The sequence below is a fragment of the Streptomyces sp. CNT360 genome, from assembly GCF_000424785.1.
The window spans coordinates 998063-1023319 of sequence record NZ_AUKO01000001.1; the positions used below are offsets into that span (position 1 = coordinate 998063).

The following is a 25257-nucleotide window of genomic DNA, read 5'->3' on the forward strand; positions in this document are numbered from 1 at the left end:
ATCAGGGGCCGACCCTGATGTACGGGCGCGCGCGCCATGTGACGATCGGAGCATGACACCGTCCGCCGCCCCCACCGTGGAAGCGCCCGCGCAGGGCGGCTCCTCCTCGGACGCCTCCGCCGAAGAGCCGCCCCTGCGCAAGCTCTACCGCAGTGCGGAGGGGCGGATGCTGGGCGGGGTGGCCCGCGGGCTGGCGGGCCACCTGGGGCTGCCCGTCTCCTGGGTGCGGATCGTCCTCATCGCGCTGGCGCTCGCCAACGGGCTGGGGGTGCTGCTGTACGCGGCGTTCTGGTGCGTCGTACCGCTGGGCACCGGTGGCGTGGGGGCCGGCCGCCGCACCGGTGCGGCGGGGCTGACGGAGGCCATCGCCGAGCGCAGGGAGCTGCGGAGGCTGTTCCACAAGCCGGACAAGGGACAGCTCGTCGCTCTCCTGGCGCTGGTCGTCGCCCTGTTCGTGACGGCGGACAACCTCCAGTTCGGGGCGGCCAACACCTATCTGTGGCCCGTCGTCTTCATCGGCATCGGTGTCGCTCTGGTGTGGCGCCAGGCGGACAACTCCCGCCGGGCGCACTGGGTGGAGGTCGGGCGGCGTACCCGGCTGCTGCCATTGGTCCGCAGCGCGGCCGGGGTCGCGCTGGTGGCCGTCGGTGTGACGGGCATCGTCGTCGTGCAGGGTTCGGTCAGCCACCTCGGCTCGGTCCTCCAGGCGGCGCTGGCGGTGCTGGTGGGCATCGCGCTGATGGCGGGCCCGTACCTGGTGCGGATGATGCAGGACCTGTCCGAGGAACGGCTGATGCGGATCCGCGCCCAGGAGCGGGCCGAGGTGGCCGCGCACGTCCACGACTCGGTGCTGCACACGCTCACCCTCATCCAGCGCAACGCCGAGAAGCCCCGGGAGGTCGCCCGGCTGGCCCGCGCCCAGGAACGCGAGCTGCGCGCCTGGCTGTACAAGCCGACCGACGCCACCGGCAAGACCCGTCCCGTCGAGGAGGAGGAAGAGCCGCAGACCCTGGCCGAGGGGGTGAAGGCGGCGGCGGCCGAGGTCGAGGACCACCACGGGGTGCCCGTCGAGGTCGTCTGCGTCGGCGACTGCCCGCTGGACGAGGCACTGGGCGCCCAGCTCCAGGCCGCGCGCGAGGCGATGGTCAACGCCGCCAAGTACGGTGGCGAGGGCGGCGCCGTCCAGGTCTTCGCCGAGGTGGAGGGGCGTACCGTCTTCATCTCCGTACGGGACAGGGGCCCGGGCTTCGACCCGGACGCCGTGCCCCGGGACAGGATGGGCGTGCGCGAGTCCATCCTCGGCCGGATGCGGCGCAACGGCGGCACGGCGCGGCTGCGCACCGCACCCGGCGAGGGGACCGAGGTCGAGCTGGAGATGGAGAGGGCGGCGGAATCGTGACGGACGACGGCACGACGGGGAACGACGAGGCGGTCCAGGCGGCCGGGGGCCCGGCGGGGCGCGCGGGAGAGGGCCCGTCGGGCTTGGGCGCCGGCTCGCCGGAGGCCGGTGAGGGCCGGCGCCGGGTGCGGGTGGTCCTGGTGGACGACCACCGCATGTTCCGCGCGGGTGTGCAGGCGGAGATCGGCCGCACCGAGGAGACGGGCGTCGACGTGGTCGGCGAGGCGGGCGACGTCGACCAGGCGGTGACCGTCATCCAGGCCACCCGTCCCGACGTCGTCCTGCTCGACGTCCACCTGCCGGGCGGCGGCGGGGTGGAGGTCCTGCGCCGTGGCGCGCCCCTGATGGGCGACCCCGAGACGCCGGTGCGCTTCCTCGCCCTGTCGGTCTCCGACGCCGCCGAGGACGTCATCGGCGTCATCCGCGGCGGCGCGCGCGGCTACGTCACCAAGACCATCACCGGCGACGACCTGGTCGGCGCCATCTTCCGGGTGGCGGACGGCGACGCCGTCTTCTCCCCGCGCCTGGCGGGCTTCGTGCTGGACGCCTTCGCCTCCACCGACGCCCCGCCCGTCGACGAGGACCTCGACCGCCTCACCCAGCGCGAGCGCGAGGTCCTGCGCCTGATCGCCCGCGGCTACGCCTACAAGGAGGTCGGCAAGCAGCTCTTCATCTCCGTCAAGACGGTCGAGTCGCACGTCTCCGCGGTGCTGCGCAAGCTGCAACTGTCCAACCGCCACGAGCTGACACGCTGGGCGACGGCCCGGCGGCTGGTGTAGGCGCCGTCGCCGGGGAGGGAACCGGCCCCCTCGCGTCACGGAAATGAACCGAACGGTGGTCGCCCCCGTGTCTGCGGGCGGTGCCGGTGATAAGGGATTGTTCCGCATCATCGAGGGACCGATCCGGTCCTCCTGAGTCCCTCGGGGGGACGACGGGCACCTTCCCGCATCCACACGCGAGGTGACCATGCTCGGATCGGACAGCAGACAGGATCACTACCCCGCGGGAGGCTTCCGCCGCCGCGGGCTCTTCGCCTTGATCGGCGCACTGTGCGCCGCGGCCGTGGCCGCGACACTGCTCGCGGTCAACACCTCCGGCGGGGACGGCGGTGAGCAGCCGAAAATGGCCGCGGCCGCGGACTCGCCGGGCGGGGACAAGACCGTCGGCTACTTCGCCGACTGGGGCGTCTACCAGCGCAATTACCACGTCAAGAACATCGAGACATCCGGTTCGGCGGACCGGCTCACCCACATCAACTACGCCTTCGGCAACGTCCAGGGCGGCAAGTGCACCGCGGGCGACAGCTACGCCGACTACGAGAAGGCCTACACCGCCGACCAGAGCGTCGACGGCAAGGCCGACACCTGGGACCAGCCGCTGCGCGGCAACTTCAACCAGCTCATCAAGCTCAAGAAGAAGCACCCGAACCTGAAGGTGCTGTGGTCGTTCGGTGGCTGGAGCTGGTCCCAGGGCTTCTCCGAGGCGGCCAAGAACCCGGAGGCCTTCGCCGACTCCTGCCTGAGCCTGCTGGAGGACCCGCGCTGGAAGGGCCTCTTCGACGGAATCGACATCGACTGGGAGTACCCGAACGCCTGCGGCCTCGGGTGCGACACCAGCGGCCGGGACGCCTTCACGAACCTGATGAAGGCGCTGCGCGGCAAGTTCGGCGACAAGCTGGTGACCGCGGCGGTCACCGGTGACGCCTCCGAGGGCGGCAAGATGCAGGCCACCGACTACCGGACGGCGGCGCAGTACGTCGACTGGTACCTGCCGATGACGTACGACTACTTCGGTGCCTTCGACAAGGAGGGGCCCACGGCGCCGCATTCGGCACTGGAGACCTACGACGGCATCCCCAAGAAGCTGTTCGACACCAAGTCGTCCATCGCCTCCCTCATCTTCGGCGGGGTGCCTCCCGAGAAGGTCCTGATGGGTCTGGGCTTCTACGGCCGCGGCTGGACCGGGGTGACGCAGGACGCGCCCGGTGGGAAGGCGACGGGCCCGGCTCCCGGCACGTACGAGCAGGGCGTCGAGGACTACAAGGTGCTCAAGACCCGCTGCCCGGCCACCGGCAAGGTCGGGGGCACCGCCTACGCACACTGCGGCGACGAGTGGTGGAGCTACGACACCCCGGAGACCCTGCGCGGCAAGGTCGACTGGGGCAAGAAGCAGAAGCTGGGCGGCACCTTCCTGTGGGAGCTGAGCGGTGACACCCCGGACGGAGAGCTGATCAAGGCCGTTCGGTAGGACGGCAACTGCTCGGCACGGCGTCCAAAAGGCCCCGCGGTATACCGCGGGGCCTGCGTGTGCCGCCGCCCCGACCGGCGCGGCCCCTCGGCCCCGTTCCGGCAGCCCGCGGCCCGCGGGTCACGCCTCGGGCCGTACGCACGTGTAGCCCGCTTCCCGCAGGACGGGGAGGTAGCGGTCGACGGCCTGGACGGTCTGCCGGCGGGGGCCGCCGCCGTCGTGTTGCAGGATGATGGCGCCGGGGGCGACGTCGTCCAGGACGGAGCGGACGATTGCGCCCGTTCCGGGCCGGGACCAGTCGCGGGTGTCCAGGGACCAGCCCACGGGTTCCATGCCGAGCCGTGCGCAGACCTTGAGCGAGGGACCGTGCCAGTCCCCGTAGGGGGCGCGGCACCAGGTGGGCGGGGCGCCGATGACGCGGTCGACCAGTTCGCTGGTGCGGGAGAGTTCGCCGTCGATGTCCTTGGGGCGCAGCCTCGTCAACTGGCGGTGGTGCCAGGAGTGGTTGCCGATGACGTGACCGTCGGCGGCGATGTCGTGCAGCAGGTCGGGGAACGCCTGGGCGTTCTCGCCGACGACGAAGAACGTGGCCTGCACGCCGTGCCGCCTCAGCACCCGCAGCAGTGCCGGGGTGTGCACGGGGTGCGGGCCGTCGTCGAAGGTGAGGGCGACGACGCGGCGCCCCGGGGTTGCGGGCAGCGTCATCTCGGCCTGCGTACGCACGGGCGGATGCATGGTGGGGGCGCCCATCGACGTCTCCCCGGCGAGCGGACGCAGCCGGTAGCTGTCGGGGGCGCCGGTGCCCTCCAGGCCGGGGGCGCGGCGCACCGGCCGGGTCCCGGAGCCCGCGCCGCCGGCGAGCGCCTCCGAGGGGGCGGTGCCTGGCGCGGAGTGGTCCGGTGCGGGCGCCGAGGCGTGCCCGCTCTTCCCGGCGTCGTGGTATGCGAACGCTCCCGCGACGGCGCCCGACAGTGCCGCGGTGCCGACGCCGAGGCCGGTGCACAGCAGACCCCTTCGCGTGAAGATATGACAATCGGATCGCATGCATCTTGCCTAGCACCGCCACCCGCCTACCCCGGCGAGCCGGCGGCCCGGGCGCGGCAAGTCCCCCCGAACGGCTCACCGGGAGGGCGGGCGGCGTGCCACGACAGCGGCCGTGGAGCTCACGGGGCCGGGGCGTCCGCGCCCGTTCCCCGCGGCCGGACGTCGTCGTCCTCGGGCTCGTCCTGCACCCGCAGGGCGGCGATCCAGTGCGGCAGCATCCAGTGCAGCAGCAGGACGACGAACCCGGCGGCGGCCAGCGGCGCGACGAGACCGTCGAGCGTGCTCCCGCCGGCCCAGGCGCCCCAGAAGCCGCACACCGCGACGGTCATCACCGCGGAGACGATCCGGTGGGTCCTCACGTGCACCGTGCCGCGCTCCGCGAGCTGCCGTTCGTCCAGCAGGTGCCGGCGCAGCTCCAGCATGCCGCGGTTCATGGAGTTGATCAGCCCCATCAGCGGTATCCAGGCGACCAGTCCGAGCAGCACGGCGGCCAGGGGCCACGGGGAGGCCACGGCGCAGGAGCCCGCCATGCCCGCCGCCCCCACGGCTGTCGCCGCGATGTGCGCCACGACGATCCGGCGCCGCATCCGCCTGGTGGCGTGGTAACGCTTGGTGCGGGAGTCGTTCATCGTCTTGAAGAGCCACTTGTCGTAGCGCGTGGCGGTGGTGCCGGTGCTCATCGCGGTGTCCTCCCCGTGTCGTCGGCGGTGCCGGATCCGGTGGCCGGGCCGTACAGCTTGTCGGTGAGCGGGCTGAACGGCTCCAGCGCGAAGAGGGCCTCCACCGGGAGCCGGAAGTAGGCGGCGATCCGCAGTGCCATGTCGAGGCTCGGGTTGTACTGCCCGCGCTCGATGTAGCCGATGGTCTGGTAGTGCGCGCCCACAGCGGTGGCCAGCGCCTGCCGGGAGACCCTCCGTTCCGCCCGCACGACCGCCAGCCTGTTGTGCACCTGCTCACTCATGTATAAGGAGTACTACATCAACGAGCAGGAGCACAACATCGTCAGCCGCACTGTCGGCACCGCCGCCGCCCGCACCGGCTGCGCCGCCGTCAGCCGACGACCAGCACGACCTTCCCCCGCACACGGCCGCGCTCGCTCTCCCGCATCGCCTCGGCCGCCTCCGCCAGCGGATACATCCGGTGCACCGGCATCCGCAGCCCCGCCCCGGACTGGTCCAGGGCCGTCGCCTCGGCGAGCGGCTCCGCGAAGCTCCAGTCCCCGCCGCCCGAGAAGTGGACACCGTGCTGCTCGGCCCCGCACCCCGACACGAGGGACACCACCCGCTCCGTGCCGCCCGTCAGCGCGATCGACGCCTCCAGCGCACCGCCGCGCCTGGCGGCGTCGATGGCCGCGTCCACCCCGTGCGGCGCCCTCTCGCGCGCCCGTTCCACCAGCCCTTCCCTGCGGCGGACGGGTTCGGCTCCCAACTGCCGTACAGAGGCGTGGTTGTGCTCACTCGCGGTGCCGAGTACGCGGGTACCGCGCGCCGCCGCCAGCGGGAGAGCCGGCGTGCCGACCCCGCCGGCCGCCGCGTGGCAGAGCAGCGTCTCGCCGGGCTCCAGCGCCAGGTGGGAGGAGCAGCGCAGGGCCGTCTCGGTGCCGGTCGTCAGGGCCGCCGCCGCCCGGCCCAGGGTGGGCGGCCGGTGCACCAGCTTGTCGGCGTCGGCCGGCGCGTGCGTGGCGTACGCGCCGGTGGCCGTCCGGCCGAACACCTCGTCTCCGACGGCGAGACGGGTGGCGCCGGGCCCGGCGATGCCCGGCGCCGTCACCGGGTCCCTCCGGCACGGCCCGGTTCAGTCGGCCGCCGGGGTGTCCGCCCGGTGGACCTGCTCGCCGCCGACGACGGCCAGCTCCACCACCGTGCCGGGGATGTCCTCGGGCGCGGCGCGCAGGATGTCGCGGGAGAGGACCACGAAGTCGGCCCGCTTGCCGACCGTCAGCGAACCCCGGTCGTCCTCCAGGAAGTTGGCGTAGGCCGAGCCCATGGTGTAGCCGTGCACCGCGGTGGCCACGTCCAGCGTCTCGGCGGGCTGCCAGGGCTCGCCGCCGGTCAGCGGGCGGCGGGTGACAGCGGTGTAGATGCCGATCATGGGGTCCATCTCCGCGACGTTCCAGTCGCTGGAGAAGGCCAGCGTCGCGCCCGCCGTGTGCAGGCTGCGCATCGGCCACGCCTTGGCCCACCGCTCCGGGCCCACGTTCTCGGCCCAGTCCTGCCCGGGCCCCGCGATCTCCGGGGCGCAGTGCCGGGGTTGCATGCAGGCGACCACGCCCAGCTCGGCGAACCGGGAGACGTCGGCCGGGTCCAGGCACTCGACGTGGACGATCTGGTGGCGCGCATCGCGCGGCCCGTTGACCGCACGGGCGTGCTCCACGGCGTCCAGCACGGTACGGATACCGCGGTCGCCGGTGGCGTGCACGAAGCACTGGAAGCCCCGTGCGTCCAGCTCGGCGAGCAGCTCGGCGAACTCCTCCGGCGGGTAGAAGGTGTCGCCGCTGTGCTGGGCGCACCCCGCGTACGGGCGCAGCAGCGCGGCGGTGCGGGGCTCGACGACATCGTCGATGTAGAGCTTCAGCGGGCCGAGGCGCAGGTGTGCGCCGTCCCCGCCCTCGGCGTCCTCGGCGGCGTACCGGTCGATCGCGGCGGCGAAGTCGTCCAGGTCGGCTTCGGTGGTGCCGCGCGGGTGGAAGAGCGCGGCGACCAGGCGGGAGCGCAGCCGCCCCGCACGGCGGGCGCGGTCGAAGAGGGCGAGGTCGTCGAGGGAGTTCTGCGGTTCGACGACGGTGGTGATGCCGAACCGGATCGCGTCGTCCAGGCTGCGCGCCAGCCTGCCGTACTGGCGGTCGGCCGACGCCCACGGCAGCCCCAGCTCGCGCAGCGCCCGGTGCCCGTCCCTGGAGAGGCCCTTGACGGCGAAGTCCTTGATGAAGCCGGTGGGTTCGCCGGTCTCCGCATCGACCTCGGCCTCGCCGAACGGCAGGCTGGTGCGCCCGCGGGTGACACCCAGGCGGCGCAGCGCGGCCGTGTTGAGCCAGGCGGTGTGCACGTCGTAGCTCAGCACGAAGGCGGGGAGGTCGCCGGTCACCGGGTCCAGGTCGGCGGCCCGCGGCATCCGGCCGCCGGGGATCGCGGAGTAGTCGAACGCCTCCGCCTCGACCCACTCCGCGTCCGGGTGCGCCGCGAGCCAGGCGCGGACCGCCTCGTGGATGCCCTCCAGGGTGCGTACCCCCGCCAACTGCACGCAGGCGTCGTCGGAGCCGAGGCGGACGTGGTTGTGGGCATCGACGAAACCGGGCAGCACGAGGCGCCCGCCCGCGTCGATCACCTGCGTGCCGGGCCCCGTCCACGCCGCGGCCCCGGCGTCGTCACCGATCCACACGAGGCGCCCGTCCCGCGCGGCCAGCGCCTCGGCCTCGGGCAGCGCGGGGTCGACGGTGTACAGGCGCGCGCCGCGCACGACCAGGTCGGCGGGGCCGTGGGAGGGCTGGGGGGCGGTGCTGGTCATGGCGGGTTCTCCAGTGGTGGTGCTGTCGTTGCTCAGCTGTGGCTGTGGTCGGGGGGCTGCGCGGGCCCGGACACGGGGGCGGTGGCGGGTGCCGGTGCGGCACCGTGTGCGGGCCGGGCACGGTCGGGCGGCGCGGCCGGTACACAACCGCGCGCGGGCTCCTCGCTTCCGGGTGCGGGCCGGTGCGGGGAGGACCCGGCGTGGCGGGCCGGGCGCGCGAGAAGTGCGTACGCCAGCCCGGAGACGAGCGCGCTGAGGATCGTGAGGTCGGCGCCGCCGAGCGGGGCCACCAGCGGGCCGGTCCACAGCTCCGAGTCGCAGGTGAGCGCGGCGAAGACGAGCCCGGCCAGCAGGGCGGTCATCCCCGCCGGGTGGTAGCCGGCGCGGTACCAGTAGCCGCCCTGGCGCCCGGCGTGCAGCGCCCCGGTGTCGTACCGGCAGCGGCGCAGCAGCATGTCGGCGAGGAAGACGCCCGACCACGGCGCGAACACGATGATCAGGAGGGAGAGGAAGCTGGTCAGCGAGGCGGTGAAGTCCGCGAGGAAGAGCGCGCCGATCGATCCGGCGGCCGTCACGACGATGCTGATGACCAGCGCCTTCGCCCGGCTCCACGGGATGCCGAGCACCTGCAGGTTGAGGCTGGAGGAGTAGAGGGTGAGGATCGAGTTGGTGACGGAGCCGCCGAGCACCAGGACGAGGAACAGCGTCTGGAACCAGCCCGGCAGCAGCTTCTCCGTGCCGGCGACCGCGTCGGTCATGTCGGTGCGGGTGGCGGCGGCGACCCCGGCGACGCCCAGCGCGACGGAGGAGACGAACCCGCCCAGCGCGCCGCACCAGGTCAAAGAGCGCAGCGAGGTGGTGTGCGGCAGGTAGCGGGTGTAGTCGGCGGGCATCGGCAGGTAGGAGAAGGGCCCGGCGAACGTGACGACCAGCGCCAGGCTCCACCCGGCGACCCCCGGGCCCGCATCCGCGCCGCCGTGGCCCGCGAAGTCGCTGCCGGGCAGCAGCAGGACGAGCAGGACGGCGAAGCCGGCCGCCAGCACGTAGGCGCACCAGCGTTCGGCGAGCTGCACGGTGGCGTGCCCCCAGGTGGCGATGGAGAACGTCAGGGCCAGGGTGACCAGCAGCGCGAGCACCCGCGCGGCCGTGCCGTGCCATCCGAGGTCGGCGAAGAAGGCCTCCAGCGCCTGGGCGCCCACGACGGTGTTGATGATCGTGTAGCCGATGCTGACGATCCAGTTGAGCACCCCGGCGGGCAGGTTGCCGCGCACGCCGAAGGGGGCGCGGGAGACGACCAGGGTGGCCGTGCCGGTGCGGACGCCGGACAGGCCGGCCGCGCTGATCACGAAGAAGGTCAGCCCGCCGAGGACGACGACGCCGGTGGCCTGCCAGAAGGAGAGCCCGTAGAGGACGGCGAGGGCGCCGTTGATGACGTAGGTGAAGGTGAGGTTGGAGCCGAACCAGACCCAGAAGATGTCCCGCGCGCTGCCGTGCCGCTCGGCGTCGGGGATCGGATCGATGCCGTGGGTCTCCACGCGGAAGGCCTGATCCGCGGAGTGCTCCGCCTCTGGTGCCACGCCGACTCCCCACCTTGAATGACGTTCTAATTTTTTGAACGCCATTCAAGGTGGACCGTGCACCCGGCCGCCGTCAATACCCCCGGGCACCTGGCCGGATCGGCACCACCGGCGTTGTCATAGGCTCGCCGGGACAGCGGGTGGAGACAGGAAGCCGGGAGCCCGCGGGCGGCGAGAGGTGACACGGGTGGCAGAGGCGGGGCGAGGAGCCGGGGCCGCGGCGCGGCGGCACGGCGGGCAGGTCACGCGGGAGCGGATGCTCCAGGAGGCGATGACGGCGATCGCCGAGAGCGGCCTGGCCTCCCTCACCATGTCGGCCCTCGCCCGCCGGCTCGGGACCAGCGGCGGCCACATCCTCTACTACTTCGGCAGCAAGGACCGGCTGCTCGCCGAAGCGCTGCGCTGGAGCGAGTCCCTGCTGACCGAGGAACGCGCCGCGCTGCTGACCCGACGGGTCACCGCCCACCGCAAGCTGGAACTGTTCGTCGGCCTCTACCTGCCCAGCGGACCGCGCGACCCGCGCTGGACGCTGTGGATCGAACTGTGGGCCCGCACCGCCCAGAACGCGGAGCTGCGGGAGGCCCAGGACGCGCTCGACCGCGACTGGCAGCGGGACCTGGCCACACTGATCGCCAAGGGCGTCGCCCAGGGACGGTTCGCCGTCCCGGAGGCGGAGATCGAGGCCCGCGCCTTCGAACTCCTCGCGCTGCTCGACGGGTTGAGCACCCGTGTGCTGCTGGCCCGACAGGACGCCGACACCGCATGGGCGCGCGCGGCCGCGCTGGCGGCCGCCGGCCGACTGGTACCGCACGCCTGAACGAACACGCCGGGTACGCTCACCCGGTGCCTGTCCTCGCCCGCATACGTGCCGTCCCCCGGCGCGCCCGGTACCTCGTGCTCGGCGGCGTTCTCCTCCTGGCCCTGGTCGCCGTCCTGGTGCCCGTCCTGCTGCCCGGCGAGCAGGGCGGTAAGTGCCGCCAGGCCCCCTTCTCGGCCCGCGCCCTGGCAGGCGACCCGGAACGCGCGGCCAGGGCTTTGGATCCGGGTACGGCCTTCTCGCACACCGGAACCGGCCCGCTCAGGCGGCTCCTGCGCACCACGGGCGCCCCGCTGTGCGAGGGACCCGAGGGCACCGCACTCGCAGGCCGCGCCCTCGTCGCCGCCACGACCGGCCGCACGGCCGACCGCCAGGACGAGCCCGCGGCCCCGCACACCGCGCGCTCGGCGCGCATCGCCCACGCCGCGGTGCTGCTGCTCGGCGAGGGCGCCCGGCACTACCGGCCCGACTTCCCCCTCGGGCTGAGCCCGTACCTCGCCCGGATGTTCGCCTCCTACATCGAGGACACCGGATCCGCGGCGACCTCCTCGCCGCCCCCCGAGGAGGAGGGCCGCCGGACCGTCACCGACGCGCAGGCCGAGTACGCGGACGGCAGCGGGAACTGGGCCACCCCGTTCCCGAGCGGCCACGACGTCCACGTCGTCTTCCCGGCAAACGACCGTGCGCAGAAGGTGGTGCGGCGGGCAGCGGCCTCACCCCGCGCGTTCGCCACCCTGTACGACGCCGAACGCGCCCGCTTCGCGTACTACCTGGAACGGCTCACCGACGCCCCGCAGGAGCCGGGCGAGAAGGCCGAGGACAGCCAGCTGTCCGTCGAGACGGAACTCGACCGCAGCGCCACGGTGGTCGCCGAGCTCATGGCCTCCCGCACGAGGGCCGTGGCCGACGAACTCGTGCCCTCCCTCGGCCGGTTCGACCGTACGGTGGCGCACCACACCCGGGGCCTCTACCACGCCGCCGGCCACCAGGTGCGCTCCCGCCCCTCCGTGGCCACCGTGTCCCAGCGCCGCCCCGACGCCCGGGCGGGCACCGGCAGGCGAGACGTGACGCGGCTGATGGACGGCAGGGTGCAACTCTTCGCGGTGTTCGACGCCTGGGCGAAGGCACGCGACATCCCTGCGGGGCGTGCCGAGAAGCTGCGGGTGGAGATGGACTCGCGGTACGTACAGGCCCTGAACCTGCTCTAGCCCGCCCCGGCCCTGGTGCCCTACCGGTGGCCGCCCGCCCCGGGCAGCCGCAGGGCGTCGCAGCCCCGCTCGGCGCTCTCCTTCTTCGCGAACGACGCGAGCATCGCCCCCATCGTCTTCCCACTCAGCCGCCCGCGGCTCACCGTCCGGTGCTCCGCAGACGCCGTCCGGCCCTCGGGCCGCGACACGTCGATCTCGAACCCGGCCGCCTGCCCGTCGCACCGGGCCATGGCCCAGCCGTTGTCCTCGGTGAGCCACGGGCGGGTCCGCACCCGGTCCGTGCCCGCCTTGTGCACTCCGGCCGCGCGGAGCATCATCCGCTGCGACCAGTCGCCGTACCAGCCGTGCAGGCGCAGTACCGGCTCGTGCGGGTCGCCGTTCCCGTCGGTGCCGGAGGGCCGTACCGTGCAACTGGTCATCGGCGCCGGGCCGTTCGGGATGCGCAGTTCCGCACTCCAGCCGGAGCCCTGGAGCGGTCCGTCGGCGAGTGCCGCGCAGGAGGTGCCCGCCGCGGCGGCGGGCCGCACGGCCTTCGGTCGCGTCTCCTTGCCCGGTACGGGCAACGGCTTCGTCCGGCAACCCAGCTTCTCGGCGGCTTCGTTGGCGACGGCGACACCGGCACGGAGCAGATGGTGCGGCTGCGCTGCGCTGCCGCCCAGGACGTCCACGAGCAACTGCCCCTGATGACCCGCCGCGTCCTTGCCCCGCCCAGGACACCGGGGCATCAGCATGACGCCCGCCAGCCTGGCCTCGAACCCGGGCAGCCCTTCCGGCAGCGCCGACTCCGGGTGCCCACCGTGGTCCTCGAACTGCCGGACCAGCTCACGGTCGACGGAGTCGCGGCGGCTGTAGACCTCCACCTCCAGGACCCGCTCGCTCTCGCTGCGCACCTCGCAGGAGTAGCGGCCGAGTTCGCCGCGGGTGTCCGTTCTCGACTCGGTCAGATGCGCCCCGGGGTCACCGGTGGCGGAGCGCAGGGTGTCCATGCTGCCCTCGGGAAGCGCACCGTCGCAGGCACCGGAGGTGATCATCATGTCCTTCACGCTCGGCGTGGCCGCCCACCCCGCCAGGCCGAGCACCACCGCGCCCACGGCGCACCAGGTGACGATCCTTCTGCGGCGCCGTCGGCGGTCGCTCTGCTCCCGCAGGATGCGCCACCGCTCCCGTTCCTGGTCCGAGTAGACCAAGAGCCCCGACTTCCCCGGCTCTTCCTTCTCGTCCTGCCGCTCCGGCTCCTGCGCGTCCGACACCGAGGAACCGTATCCCAGCCCCGAACACACGTGTGCCCCCGTACCGCGGCGCAGCGGCGTGGGGGCACCCGGCGGTCCGGGCCGCTCAGCGAGGGCTCACTCCCACTCGATCGTCCCCGGGGGCTTGCTCGTCACGTCGAGGGTGACGCGGTTGACCTCGGCGACCTCGTTGGTGATCCGCGTCGAGATCCGGGCCAGCACGTCGTAGGGCAGCCGCGACCAGTCGGCGGTCATCGCGTCCTCGGAGGAGACCGGGCGCAGCACCACGGGGTGGCCGTAGGTGCGGGCGTCGCCCTGGACGCCGACGCTGCGCACGTCCGCGAGCAGCACCACGGGGCACTGCCAGATCTCGCGGTCCAGGCCCGCCGCCGTCAGCTCCTCGCGGGCGATGGCGTCCGCCTCGCGCAGCACGTCCAGCCGCTCACGGGTCACGGCGCCGACGATGCGGATGCCCAGCCCCGGGCCGGGGAACGGCTGCCGCTGGACGATCTCCTCCGGCAGCCCCAGCTCCTGGCCGACCTGCCGCACCTCGTCCTTGAACAGCTTGCGCAGCGGCTCCACCAGCTCGAATTCCAGGTCCTCGGGGAGCCCGCCCACGTTGTGGTGCGACTTGATGTTGGCCGCGCCCGTGCCGCCGCCCGACTCCACCACGTCCGGGTAGAGCGTGCCCTGCACCAGGAAGGCGACCGGCTCGTCGCTCGGCGCCTCGGCGACGATCTCGGCCTGCGCCGCCTCGAAGACGCGAATGAACTCCCGGCCGATGATCTTGCGCTTCTGCTCCGGGTCGGCGACCCCGGCCAGCGCGTCCAGGAAGCGGTCGGCGGCCTCCACCACCTTGAGCTGCACGCCGGTCGCCGCCACGAAGTCCTTCTCGACCTGCTCGGTCTCGCCCTTGCGCATCAGCCCGTGGTCGACATAGACGCAGGTGAGCTGCTCGCCGACGGCCCGCTGCACGAGCGCCGCCGCGACCGCCGAGTCCACACCGCCGGACAGCCCGCAGATCGCGCGCCTGCTGCCGACCTGCGCGCGGATCGCCTCGACCTGCTCGTCGACGATGCTCTCCGTCGTCCACGACGGGGTCAGCCCCGCGCCCCGGTACAGGAAGTGCTCCAGCACCTGCTGGCCGTAGGTGGAGTGCATCACCTCGCAGTGGTGCTGGACGCCGTACAGCTTCCGCTCGTCGTTCTCGAACGCCGCGACCGGCACCAGGTCCGTCGACGCTGTGACGGCGAAGCCCTCCGGCGCCGCCGAGCAGGCGTCCCCGTGCGACATCCACACCTGCTGCTCGTCCGGGGTGCCCTCGAACAGGGTGGACGCCGACCTGATGACGCTCAGCGGGGTGGCGCCGTACTCCCGGCTGCCCGTGTTGTCGACGGTGCCGCCCAGCGTCGTCGCCATCAACTGGAAGCCGTAGCAGATGCCCAGCACCGGGACACCCGCCTCGAAGACCTCGCGGTCGAGAGAGGGGGCGCCCTCCGCGTACACCGAGGAGGGACCGCCGGAGAGAATGATCGCCTTCGGATTCTTGGCGAGCATCTCGGCGGCCGACATGGTCGAGGGCACGATCTCGCTGTAGACCCGTGCCTCGCGCACCCGACGCGCGATGAGCTGGGCATACTGCGCGCCGAAGTCGACGACGAGCACGGTGTCCGGGGCGCTGCTCTCGGACGGGTTGGAAGCCACGAAGCTGATGCCTTTCGGCGGTGAAGGGGGTCCACCACCGATGATACCGATGCGCGCGAAGGGCCCACGACGCTCGGTCGGGGCCGGTCCTGGGGCGGGTCCGGCCGACCGGCCCCGGCCGCCGGCCGTGCCACCGGCCGCGCTCCGCGTGACATACTGGCCGCGTGCTGACGCAGAACACCTTCTGGTTTACCTATGGCACCGGCCCGGCCGGCTGCCATGGGCGACGTTCTGTGTGAGCGAGACGACACACGAATTCCCCAGGCGCCTCGGGCCGGTCAGGCCCGGGGCGTCGGTGTGTGTCGGCTCCCGGGCCGCCGCAGTCCGCGGGCTGAGCGAGCCAAGGAGCTGGCCCCATGCAGCAGAGCACTGTTTCCACCGCCGGTGACGCCGCCCCCGACACCGGCACGCACACCGGTACCGGTACGGGTACGCACACCGGTACCCGCGCCCACACCGCTGCCCCCGCCGTCCCGGACAGCCCCGAGGCGGTGATCGCCGCGGAACGCGCCCGCATCGACGCGCTGGACGCCCGCATCGTGGCGCTGATCCGGGACCGGATGGAGGTCTCGGAGACGATCCAGCAGGTCCGCGTCACCTCGGGCGGCCGCCGGGTGCACCTGGCCCGCGAGATGAAGATCCTCGACCACTACAGCAGCACGCTCGGCAGCGCGGGACGCGACCTGGCCATGACACTGCTCCGGCTGTGCCGCGGCCACTAGGGCACCAGGGCGCCGCTGCAAGGAGGGCGGGCGGGTCATGCCGGGTGCGGGCTGCTCACCCGTACGGCGCGTGACCGGCCAGGAGGGGCTTCGTTGATCCCGGTGTCCCTGATCTCCGCCGGGCGCCCGGCGGCGAGCGGGGCGGCGTCACCGGAGCGATGAGACGTCCGTCCTCCCCGGAAGGGGAGACGCCGGGCGTCGTGGGACCTCGTTCCGGTGCTGTGACCGGACGGCAGGGGACAGCAGCCCGGTCACGACAGCGGCCGGTCCCGGGGACGCTCTGGGCCGGCCGCTCCGCGGATCTTCCCGCGCCACCACCGGCCGCGCATCCGCTTCGTCGAAACGGTTGCGCAAGGCGAGCCGCATCCAGGACCATGCGAGAGCGGGTCGACCGCACGCTCCCTTCACCGACGAGACCTCGGGTGGATCCATGGCGGCGAGCTGCCATTGGTTCGACCAATCCGGCGGCGCTTCCCCCCGGCGCCGCGCCTCAGCACGGGCGCTGCCCTGACGCCGGTGCTGATCACAGGGCCCCGCGGCTGCCGCCACCCACCCGGCCGGCGCCACGGGGCCCTTCGTCACGTGCGGGCAGACCCGCGTTCCGTCCTCAGTCGCGTGCCGGCACCTCCGGCACGGGCAGCAGCGGCAGCTTCAGCGCCCCGAAAGCGCTCTCGGGCACGGCCGGCGCCACCGGGGCGACGGGGGCCAGGCGCCGGTAGGCGGCGTCCTGGGCGGGCCGTGGATCGTCCTCGCCCTTGTTCGGCCAGAACGCCATGGCGCGCTCGGCCTGCGCGGTGATCGTCAGCGACGGGTTGACGCCGAGGTTCGCGGAGACGGCCGACCCGTCGACGACGGAGATCCCGGGGTGCCCGTGCAGCCGGTGGTACGGGTCGACGACGCCGTGCTCGGCCGTCTCCCCGATGGGGCAGCCGCCCAGGAAGTGCGCGGTGAGCGGAGTGCCCATCAGCTCGCCGACGTTGGTCCCGGCGAAACCGTTGATCTCCTGTGCGAGGGCGCTCGCCGCCTCGGCCCCCTCGGGGATGTGCACCGGGTTGGGGGCGCCGTGCCCCTGCCGGGCGGTGAGCATGCCCTTTCCGATGCCCTTGTCCTTGCGGTAGGTGGTCAGCGAGTTGTCGAGGGTCTGCATGACGAGCCCGATGATGATGCGCTCGGACCACTTGCGGGCCGACAACGAGCGGGCGAACAGCGCGGGATGCCGCAGGCAGGTCAGCACGTGGGCCAGGGCGCCGGGCAGCACCGTGTGCTGCCGCACCTGGAGGGTGGTCAGGGCGCTCATCGCGTTGGAGCCCTTGCCGTAGCGGACGGGCTCGATGTGGGTGTGGGCGTCGGGGTGGACGGACGAGGTGATGGCCACGCCCTTGGTGAAGTCCAGCTCGGCGTCCTTGCCCCACTTGGCGCGGTAGCGGCGGGGAACGGTCTGGGCGCCCACCAGCGCCTCGGAGTTGGTGCGGGTCAGCTCGCCCAGCCTCGGGGAGAGCCGTGGCAGGGTGCCGGCGTCCCTGACGCGGTGCAGCAGCTTCTGCGTGCCGTACGTGCCGGCGGCCAGCACGACATGGCGGGCCCGCAGGACGCGCGGGGTGGCGCGGCGCTTGTCGGTACGGAGGACGGCCACCTCGTAGCCGTCCTCGTCGTTGCCCAGGGTGCGCTCGCGGAGGCCGGCGACGGTGGAGAGGGGGCGGATCTCGGCTCCGGCCCGTTCGGCGAGGTGCAGGTAGTTCTCGTTGAGGGTGTTCTTGGCGCCGCGGCGGCAGCCGGTCATGCACTCGCCGCACTCGACGCAGGCGGTCCGCTCGGGCCCGGCACCGCCGAAGTAGGGGTCGGGGACCGCCCGGCCAGGCGCCGTGCGGGCGGTGCCGTCGCCGTCCTCGCCGTCACCGAAGAAGACGCCGACGGGAGCGAGGTGGAAGGTCTCGCCGTAGCCCATGCGCGCGGCGGCGGCCTTCAGATGGACGTCGGAGGGCGTGGTGGTGGGGTTGAGACGGACGCCGAGCATGCGCTTGGCCTGGTCGTAGTAGGGCGCCAGCTCGGCCTGCCAGTCGGTGATGTGGCCCCACTGGGAGTCCTCGAAGAACTGTTTCGGCGGTACGTAGAGGGTGTTGGCGTAGTTGAGGGAGCCGCCCCCCACCCCCGCGCCTGCCAGGATCATGACATTCGCCAGCAGGTGGATGCGCTGGATCCCGTACAGGCCCAGGGACGGCGCCCACAGGAAGTTCTTCAGGTCCCAGGAGTTCTTGGGCAGTTCCTCCCGGGTGAACCGCCGGCCGGCCTCCAGGACGCAGACCCGGTACCCCTTCTCGGACAGCCGGAGCGCCGAGACGGAGCCACCGAAACCGGAGCCGACGATCAGCACGTCGTAGTCGAACGGGTCTGCGTCCGCCTGCTTTCGGGCAGCGTCGGGTAGGGACACGAGTACCTCCGGTTCTGCGGTGACGGTGCGGACGGTGCGGTGGAGACGGTGGGCCGGGTCCGCTTCAGCGGAAGCGGAGGGTCTTGAGCGCCTTGAGGGAGCGCGACATGAACGCCGCGTACGCCTCGTCGCTCATGCCCAGCGAGGGCGCCATGGGCAGGACCCGCTGGTGTGCCACCGTCTGCGGCTCGGTGTACTTGAGGATGCCCTCGGAGCCGTGCCGCCGGCCCAGCCCCGAGTCGCCCATGCCGCCCATGGGGGCCTGGGCGCTGCCGTAGGCGGAGGCGTACCCCTCGTTGACGTTGACGGTGCCGGTGCGGAGCCGGGCCGCGACCTTGCGGGCCCGGCGCCCGTTGCCGCCCCACACGGACGAGTTGAGGCCGTACGCGGTGCGGTTGGCGAGCTCGACGGCCTCGTCCACGTCGCCGAAGCGGTAGACGGAGACGACGGGGCCGAAGGTCTCCTCGCCGCAGACCGCCATGGCCGGCTCGACGCCCTCCAGCACCGTCGGCTCGTAGAACAGCGGACCGATGTCCGGGCGGGCCCTGCCGCCGGTGAGGACCGTCGCACCCTTGGCGACGGCGTCCCCCACGTGCCGCTCGACGGTCTCCAACTGGCGCTCGGAGACGAGGGAGCCCATCTCGGCGCCGTATCCGAGCGCGCAGCCCAGCCGCATGGCGCGGGTACGGGCCACGAAGCGCTCCAGGAAGGCGTCGGCGACCGACTCGTGCACGTACAGGCGCTCGATGGAGATGCACAACTGCCCGGCCGAGGAGAAGGCGCCGCGCGCCGCGCCCGCCGCCGCCTTGTCGAGGTCGGCGTCCTCCAGTACGAGCATCGCGTTCTTGCCGCCCAGCTCCAGCGAGCAGCCCACCAGACGCGCGGCGGCGCGCTGGGCGACCTCCCGGCCGGTGCGGGTGGAGCCGGTGAAGGAGACGTAGTCGCCGCGGTCGGCGACCTCCGGGCCGATCACCGGGCCGTCCCCGACGACGACCTGCCACACGTCCTGCGGCAGCCCGGCCTCGATCAGCAGATCGCGGGCCCACAGGGCGGTCAGCGCCGTCTGGGTGTCCGGCTTCATCACGACCGCGTTGCCGGCCGCGAAGGCCGGCAGCGCGTCACCGACGGACAGCTCGAAGGGGTAGTTCCACGGTGCTATCTGCCCGACGACGCCGCGCGGATGGCGCAGTTCGGTGACCTTCGTCAGCGCCGGGATCGCCCCGGTGTGCCGCTTGGGCCGCAGATAGGAGGCGGCCTTGCGCCCGTAGTGGCGGGCGGCGACGGCGACCGCCTGCACCTCCTCGTGCGCGTGCAGCCGGGCCTTGCCGGTCTCCAGCTGGATGAGGTCGAGCACCTCGGACTGGCGGGCCAGCACCAGGTCGTGGAAGCGCAGCAGCACGGCGGCCCGCTGCCGCACCGGGCGGGCCGCCCAGTCCCGCTGCGCCGCGCGGGCCGTCTCGAAGGCGGTGGCGACGTCCTCGGGTGTGGACTCGGGCAGCTCGGCCAGCACCTCGCCGGTGAACGGGCATCGCGAGACGGTCCTGCCGCTGCCCGCCACGCCGCGGACCAGCCCCGCGACGAGGGCCGGGGTGACCACGTCCGCTGCCGTCCGCACGCCCGCGGGCGCGGGAGCCACCGGGTTGCCGTCGGCGGGAGGGGCGGCGGCTGAGGGGTTGCTGTCCAGCGAGTCCGTCATGCGCCCGAGCGTACGACTCGGGGCACCCGGTCGTATACCCAGCGGTAACCGCTTTTCACGGAATCTGCCAGTGATTGCTGGCAAGACCGCGCCGGGGCGGCCGGACGGTCACAGGTCATGGATCTCCAAGGACTTCTTCGCCTCCTGGTAGACCCGCTCACCGTCCTCGTGGGACTTGCCCTTGGCGGGCATCTCCACTTCGAGCCGCCAGCGCACGCCGTCGTCGTTGACGTAGATCAGCTCGTGCCGGAACTGCTTGGGACCGTCGGGATCGCCCAGGTTGTCGATCGGCTGGTAGCTGGTGGCGACCTCGGCAGCCTCCTTGCCCTGCTGCTCGGCCTCCGTCACCCGCGAGTCCACGCTCTTCATCGTGGCGTCGTAACTGCCCTCGTTGCCCTCATAGCTCTCCTTCCAGGAGTTGGCCTCCTTGAGAGCCGTGTCCTTGACGCCCTTCGTGGAGCGGCTCAGCTCCATCGAGACGACCTTCCCCGGGTCGGTGAAGGTCAGCGACTGCTCGTTCGCGCTGCGCTTGTAGTCGTCCGGCACGGCCAGGGAGGCCCGCACCCGTTTGTCCTCGTTCCGCGTGTGCCAGCCGTCCGGCGCCCGGTCGGCGGTGAGGACGAAGAACAGGGTGAGCGCCGCCGCGAGCGCGACCACCACGCCGCCCGTGCCCAGCTGCCAGCGGCGCTCGGTACGGAGCTTGCCGAAGAAGCCGCGCAGCACGCGGGCCGGCGCACTCCCACCGTCCGGCCCGGGCACCGGGCGCGGGGAGCGCTGCGGGGGCCGGGCCACGTCCTGGAGCGTCTGCCGGACCTCCGTCGCATCCGGGCGCAGCGCCGGCTCCTTGGCCAGCAACCGCGTGAGCAGCATCCCCAAGGCGCCGGACTCGCTCAGCGCCCGCGCGGGCCGCTGCGGCTCGGAGGAGAGCACCGCCTGGAGCGTGGCGGGGCTGTTGGAGCGGCGGAACGGCGAGACACCCTCGGTCGCCGCGTACAGCACCACGCCCAGCGACCACAGGTCCGACTCGGGCCCGGGCCGGCGGCCCAGCACCCGCTCGGGCGCGGTGAACTCGGGTGAGCCGACGAACGCGCCGGTCTCCGTCAGCCCCTGCTCGCCCTGCACCTGTGCGATACCGAAGTCGGTGAGGACCACCCGGTCGTACCGGCCCAGCAGCACGTTGTCCGGCTTCACATCGCGGTGCAGCACACCCTTCTCGTGCGCGGCGTCCAGCGCGCCCGCCACCGCGAGCCCGATCCGGGCCGCCTCGCGGGTGTCGAGGGTGCCCTCGTGCAGCACGTCGGCCAGCGAACGGCCCTGCACCAGCTCCATGACGATCCACGGCTGGTCGTCCTCGATCACCACATCGTGGATGGTGACGACGGAGGGGTGGTCGATCCGCGCCGCGGTACGCGCCTCGCGACGCATCCGCGTGTACACGTTCTCCCGTTCACGCTGCGAGAGGTTCTCCGGCAGCCGCGGTTCCTTGACCGCCACGTCCCGCTCCACGACCTCGTCCCGGGCCCGCCACACCGTGCCCATGCCGCCGTGGCCGAGGCGCTCGGCGAGGCGGTACCGGCCGCCGACCAGCCGCCCCGCCCCCGGATCGGCCCCGGCCACGGGCGACGGGCCGGGCACCGAGTCGGACAGCGACGGTGAGGAAGAGGGGCCCTCGGCGGGCTCGGCCCGGGGCGTGGGCACGGCGGCCTGCGTCGGCTCGTACGCCCGCGGGTCGCGCGGCGGTCGAGGGCCCTCGGCGTGCCGGGGGCTCGGGGAGTCCCCGGGGGTCTGCGGGTCCTGATGGCCGCCCTGCGGGGCCGCCTGGAAGGGCTGGACAGGCTGGGAAGGCTGGAAAGGACGGGAAGGCTGCGAGGACGGGGAGGGCGAGGGGTCGTCGTGGCTCGCCTGGGCAGGCGGGCGCAGCCCGTAGCTGGTCGACTCGTCCAACTGGTGTCCCTGCTCCCCCGAGTTCGTCATGCCCTCCACCCTGTACCGACCGGATTCACGAGCGCCACCGACTTCACAGACCTGTGACCGTCAACGGACCGCCGTGACACGGTAGGTGTCGGCAACCGCCTCGAAGTGACGGTCGATCTCCGCCTTGTGGCTTTTGGAGCCGAGCACGAGCAGCACGTGATAGCGGCCGTCCAGGATCATGGCCCGATTGCGCGCGTACACCTGGCGGCCGCCGCCCTCACGCCACGAGAACGTGCCCTCGGCCATGGCCGTCTCCCCCACGTCGATCCGCCGCAGCCCGCCCGTACTCGCCCAGTCCGCGGCCCGGTAGGCGGCCAGCTCCGGTTCGTCCTCGCTCTGGTACGCCATCGGGTCCTCGCCGTGCTTCGCCGTGGTGTCCCGCCCGTTGACGACGACCATCTCCACCTGACCGCCGCTGTAGTGGACCTGGCCGCGCCCGTTGGTGGAACGCCGGTCCCACGCCTTGGGCACGGCCACCTCGAACCCGGCGGGGTCACGGCTGGTCCTGTACCCCTTGGGCGCCTTCGGGGCACCGGCGTCACCGGACTTCCCGGATGTCGCGGAGTCGCCCTCGCCGCCCTTGCCGTCCTTGCCGCCCTTGCCGCCCTGGTGGTCCTTGCTGCCCTTGCTGCCCGTGCTGGTGCCGCCTGTGCTGTCGCCCTCGTGCTCCGTGGGGTGCTTGTCCTGCTGCTCCGGTACGACCACGGAGCCCTTCTGATTGCCCTGACCCTCCCCCTTGTCCGGGAGGAACCACATGACGAACGCCACCGCGGCCGCCAGGCCCACCAGCACCAGGCCGAGCACCAGCACGCCGAGCCGGCGCGGACCGGCCCCCGACGACGGCCTCCCGCCGGTGTCCGAACCGCCTGCGTCGCGCGGCTCCGGCCGCGCGGCAGACCCGGCCCCGGCACCGGACCGGGACCCGGGGCCGGGTGCACGGGCGTCGTTCCGCTCGGGCACGGGCGCGGTGGCGGACCCCGCCGCAGCGGCGGCGCGGCGCTCCTCGCGGGCGCGGCGATGCCGGTCGCCGTCCCGCCGGGTACGGCGCTTCCGGCGCACCAGTTCGCCCCGCCGCCGCACGATCGGCAGCCTGCGCGGGTCGGACGCGTCGCCGGGCAGCGCGGGGGCCGTCACCGTCCGCAGCCCGACATCCGGCTCGGGTGCCGAACGGACGAGTGACCGCAGCCAGCCCCGCAGCTCCTCGAAGTCGGGCCGCTCGGTGGGGTCCTGTCGCATCAGCGACTCGACCACCGGCCGCAGCGGTCCGCAGTCCTCCGCGAACGCGGGCGGCTCCGCGCACACCATCTGCACCAGCTCGGCCGTGCTGTCCTCGGGGTAGGGCGCGTGCCCCTGTACAGAACGGAAGAGCAGGACGCCCAGCGCCCACAGGTCGGCTTCCGGGCCGACCGGCGGCGCGAGCTGCCAGTTCTCGTACACGGGCCCCGCCTGCTCGGGAGCCCACCGCTCGGTGACCGGGCCGACGAGCGTCATCCGGGCGTGCCGCGCCCGTTCGGCCGCCAGCGCGGTGCCCGGGCCGCGGAAGCGGCCCTGGACGTCCTCTCCCCCGCCCCAGGCGCCCCCCGCCGCGGAGCCGCCCGGCTCGCCGGGCGGCTGCCCCGCCGGGCTCCGGTCCGGCGAGGGTGCGTACTCGTCGTACGGGGCGGGCGCGGGGGCGTGCCCGTGGTTCGGGGTGGGGGCATGCCCATCATTCGGGGTGGGAGCGGTGCCGCGCCCGTGGTGCGGGATGGGGCTGTGTCCGTGATGCGGGGCGGGAGTGGGACCGAACCCCTCGTCCGGGGCCGTGTGCGCGTTTCCGGTCCAGCTCCGGGCGCCGGGCCTGCCCTCGGCCCAGCCTCCGTCCTCCGGCTCGGCGCCGGAGCGAGCCGGATACGCGTCCCCGGCCGGACCCGCGGGACCGCGCCCACGCGCGGGACCGCCCCCCTGCGCGGCCCCGGTCACATCCGTGGCCCCGGCCCGGTGCACGGGCTCGGCCCGATCCGCCTCTCCGGCACGGGCGGGTTCCCCGGCGCGGGGCACGGCCGGTGGGGCGTCCCCGTACGAAGCGGGTCCCGCCTCTCCGTACGGGACCGTCGGCGCGGGGAGTCCGCGCAGATGGCGGCGCCTGTCGCCGGTGGTCTCGGGACCGTCGTGGCCCTCCGTGCCGTCGGAACCCCCGGCGTCCCCGACCGCGCCGCCCGGCGTCCCGTGCGCTCCGCGCGGCGGGGCGGTTGCGTGCGGGCCCGCACCGTAGGGGCCCGCCGCACGCGGACCGTAGACCTCTTCCCCGCCACCCGGACCGCCCCGTTCGACCGGGTACTCCTCACCGGCGTGCCACGCCGGGCCGTGTCTCGCCGTGTCGTTCCACGCCTCTGGCCGTACCTCGTCCTCGTCGGACGGCAGCCAGCGCACGTCGTCGTCCAGGCCCAGGTCGCCGGAGCCGCCCGACGCGCTGCCCGGCGCGGTGGACCACCAGTCGGGCGCCTGCCGTGGCTCGCCCTCGCCACCGGTGCCGCACTCGTCGCCGTCGCGGTGCCGGGCGTCGCCGGGGGCGGCGCCCTGGTCGCGGGAGCGGCGGTGGGCGTCCCGCGCGTCGGCCGCCGCGCGCTGGGCACCCGCCCGGTAGGCCGCGATCGCACCGCCACGCCGCGCCGCCCGCGCGGACAGCTCCTCCTCCGGCTCGATCTCCTCGAAGCCGAAGATGCCGCGCCCGGCCGCGTCGCCGCCCAGCGTGTGCCCCGGGCCGTCCTGCGGGGAGGCCCCGTGCGGCCGGTAGGCGTCGTCCTCGCGGGCGGCGAACCCCTCGGGGAGCCGGTGTCCCGTCCAGGTCGCGGGGCTGTGCCCGGCGCCCTCTCCGGAGCGGGGGGCGCGGCCCTCGTCTTGTGCGACGGCGTCCGTGGCGGGCGCGCCCGCCACGGACGCCTCCTCCTGGCCGCTTCTCCCCCCGGATTCCCTGCCACTTCTCCCTGGGGCGGGCGGCGCAGGAGCCGACGCCTCGGAGGAGGGCGCGGTCTCCGGGTCGGCCTCCGCTTCGGGCAGCGGATCGTACCCGCACAGGGCCTCCTCCGCGGCCCCCGCGGCGAGCCCGGTGAGCAGCGCCCGCCCGTCCTCGCAGATGAGCACGGTACGGGCGGTGACGTTGCGGTGCACCCACCCGTGGGCGTGCACGATCCGCAACGCCGCCAGCAGGTCGGCGGCGATCTCGGCGGCGCGGTGGGCGCCCAGCGGCCGTTCGGCCAGCAGCGTGGCGAGGGACCGGCCGGGCACCGACTCGCTCACGATCCACAGCCCGTCGCCCTCGACGAAGATGTCGAAGACCTGGTCCAGCCGCGGGTGGTCCGGTAGCTGGGCGGCTGCCACGGCGGCCTCCAGAGCGCGGCGCACCACCGGATCGGCGGGGCTCCGCGTCGCCCGGCCGCCCTGCGCGCCTTCGGCATTCGTCCGGCCACGGGCCCGTCCGGGGGCGCCGCCGCGGCCGACCGCTTCCTCCACGACCTCGGCCTCGACCACTTCGGGCAACGGCACCTGCCGGATCAGCACTTCCTGCCGGCTGGCGGTGTCCCAGGCCAGGGTCTCGGCGAGTTCGTACGCGTCCGCAGGGGGCTGGGGCAGGCGGTAGCGACCGGCCAAGAGCTGTCCCGCGTATCCCGCGTACTCCGCCACGACGCCTCCCCAACCGTGCGCGAGACCGCCAACTCCGTTTTCTTACCG

At 73.7% G+C, this 25257-nt stretch carries 18 protein-coding genes; 6 read left to right on the forward strand and 12 right to left on the reverse strand.

All coding sequences use genetic code 11. The features are described from left to right. Positions 1-52 precede the first annotated feature (52 nt). The 3 genes from H297_RS0104225 to H297_RS0104235 all read left to right on the forward strand — a co-directional run bounded on the left by H297_RS0104225 (position 53) and on the right by H297_RS0104235 (position 3646). On the forward strand, positions 53-1399 hold the full coding sequence (locus H297_RS0104225) for an ATP-binding protein (RefSeq protein WP_027736030.1): 1347 nt from the start codon (positions 53-55) through the stop codon (positions 1397-1399). An 83-nt stretch (positions 1400-1482) separates the two neighbouring features. Next, on the forward strand, positions 1483-2178 hold the full coding sequence (locus H297_RS0104230) for a response regulator transcription factor (protein ID WP_027736031.1): 696 nt from the start codon (positions 1483-1485) through the stop codon (positions 2176-2178). 187 nt (positions 2179-2365) lie between these two features. After that, the gene (locus H297_RS0104235) at positions 2366-3646 is read left to right on the forward strand and encodes a glycoside hydrolase family 18 protein (RefSeq protein ID WP_051351471.1); all 1281 of its coding nucleotides are present in this window, start codon (positions 2366-2368) and stop codon (positions 3644-3646) included. A 120-nt stretch (positions 3647-3766) separates the two neighbouring features. On the opposite strand, the gene H297_RS34405 is transcribed toward H297_RS0104235, so the two are convergent. From H297_RS34405 to H297_RS34415, 6 genes are all read right to left on the reverse strand, one after another. Then, entirely contained in the window at positions 3767-4690 is a 924-nt protein-coding gene (locus H297_RS34405) for a polysaccharide deacetylase family protein (RefSeq protein WP_037792588.1), read from the reverse strand. A 119-nt stretch (positions 4691-4809) separates the two neighbouring features. Continuing rightward, on the reverse strand, positions 4810-5370 hold the full coding sequence (locus H297_RS0104245) for a hypothetical protein (protein ID WP_027736033.1): 561 nt from the start codon (positions 5368-5370) through the stop codon (positions 4810-4812). Then, entirely contained in the window at positions 5367-5651 is a 285-nt protein-coding gene (locus H297_RS0104250) for a helix-turn-helix transcriptional regulator (RefSeq protein ID WP_027736034.1), read from the reverse strand. Before H297_RS0104250 ends, H297_RS0104245 begins: the two co-directional genes overlap by 4 nt. 89 nt (positions 5652-5740) lie before the next feature. After that, entirely contained in the window at positions 5741-6460 is a 720-nt protein-coding gene (locus H297_RS34410; RefSeq protein WP_051351472.1) for a zinc-binding dehydrogenase, read from the reverse strand. Between the two features lie 24 nt (positions 6461-6484). After that, positions 6485-8194 (reverse strand): amidohydrolase, encoded by a 1710-nt coding sequence (locus H297_RS0104260; protein ID WP_027736035.1) that lies wholly within the window; start codon positions 8192-8194, stop codon positions 6485-6487. Between the two features lie 32 nt (positions 8195-8226). Beyond that, positions 8227-9771 carry a purine-cytosine permease family protein gene (locus H297_RS34415; protein WP_486589393.1) on the reverse strand — a complete coding sequence of 515 codons (1545 nt, stop codon included), beginning with the start codon at positions 9769-9771 and terminating at the stop codon, positions 8227-8229. 256 nt (positions 9772-10027) lie between these two features. Between H297_RS34415 and H297_RS0104270 the strand changes: the two genes are divergently transcribed. Beyond that, entirely contained in the window at positions 10028-10588 is a 561-nt protein-coding gene (locus H297_RS0104270) for a TetR/AcrR family transcriptional regulator (RefSeq protein ID WP_051351473.1), read from the forward strand. Between the two features lie 26 nt (positions 10589-10614). Further along, positions 10615-11796 (forward strand): hypothetical protein, encoded by a 1182-nt coding sequence (locus tag H297_RS0104275; protein ID WP_037792895.1) that lies wholly within the window; start codon positions 10615-10617, stop codon positions 11794-11796. A 20-nt stretch (positions 11797-11816) separates the two neighbouring features. Here H297_RS0104275 and H297_RS0104280 read toward each other — a convergent pair whose 3' ends face one another. Then, positions 11817-13046 (reverse strand): hypothetical protein, encoded by a 1230-nt coding sequence (locus tag H297_RS0104280; protein ID WP_027736038.1) that lies wholly within the window; start codon positions 13044-13046, stop codon positions 11817-11819. A 96-nt stretch (positions 13047-13142) separates the two neighbouring features. Further along, positions 13143-14729, reverse strand: coding sequence for a glutamine-hydrolyzing GMP synthase (gene guaA, locus H297_RS0104285; RefSeq protein ID WP_027736039.1), 1587 nt, complete (start codon positions 14727-14729; stop codon positions 13143-13145). Positions 14730-15085: 356 nt separating this feature from the next. Between guaA and H297_RS41140 the strand changes: the two genes are divergently transcribed. After that, positions 15086-15451: a chorismate mutase gene (locus H297_RS41140; protein ID WP_078513715.1), complete on the forward strand. Its 366-nt coding sequence runs from the start codon at positions 15086-15088 to the stop codon at positions 15449-15451. 607 nt (positions 15452-16058) lie between these two features. On the opposite strand, the gene H297_RS0104300 is transcribed toward H297_RS41140, so the two are convergent. From H297_RS0104300 to H297_RS0104315, 4 genes are all read right to left on the reverse strand, one after another. Then, on the reverse strand, positions 16059-17879 hold the full coding sequence (locus tag H297_RS0104300; RefSeq protein WP_027736041.1) for a GMC family oxidoreductase: 1821 nt from the start codon (positions 17877-17879) through the stop codon (positions 16059-16061). A gap of 64 nt (positions 17880-17943) precedes the next feature. After that, positions 17944-19575, reverse strand: a complete 1632-nt coding sequence (locus tag H297_RS0104305; RefSeq protein WP_027736042.1) for a succinic semialdehyde dehydrogenase — start codon at positions 19573-19575, stop codon at positions 17944-17946. Positions 19576-19683: 108 nt separating this feature from the next. Continuing rightward, positions 19684-21549 carry a serine/threonine-protein kinase gene (locus H297_RS0104310; protein ID WP_027736043.1) on the reverse strand — a complete coding sequence of 622 codons (1866 nt, stop codon included), beginning with the start codon at positions 21547-21549 and terminating at the stop codon, positions 19684-19686. A gap of 60 nt (positions 21550-21609) precedes the next feature. Next, complete coding sequence (locus H297_RS0104315; RefSeq protein ID WP_027736044.1) at positions 21610-25209, reverse strand: protein kinase; 3600 nt, start codon at positions 25207-25209, stop codon at positions 21610-21612. Between the last annotated feature and the right edge of the window lie 48 nt (positions 25210-25257).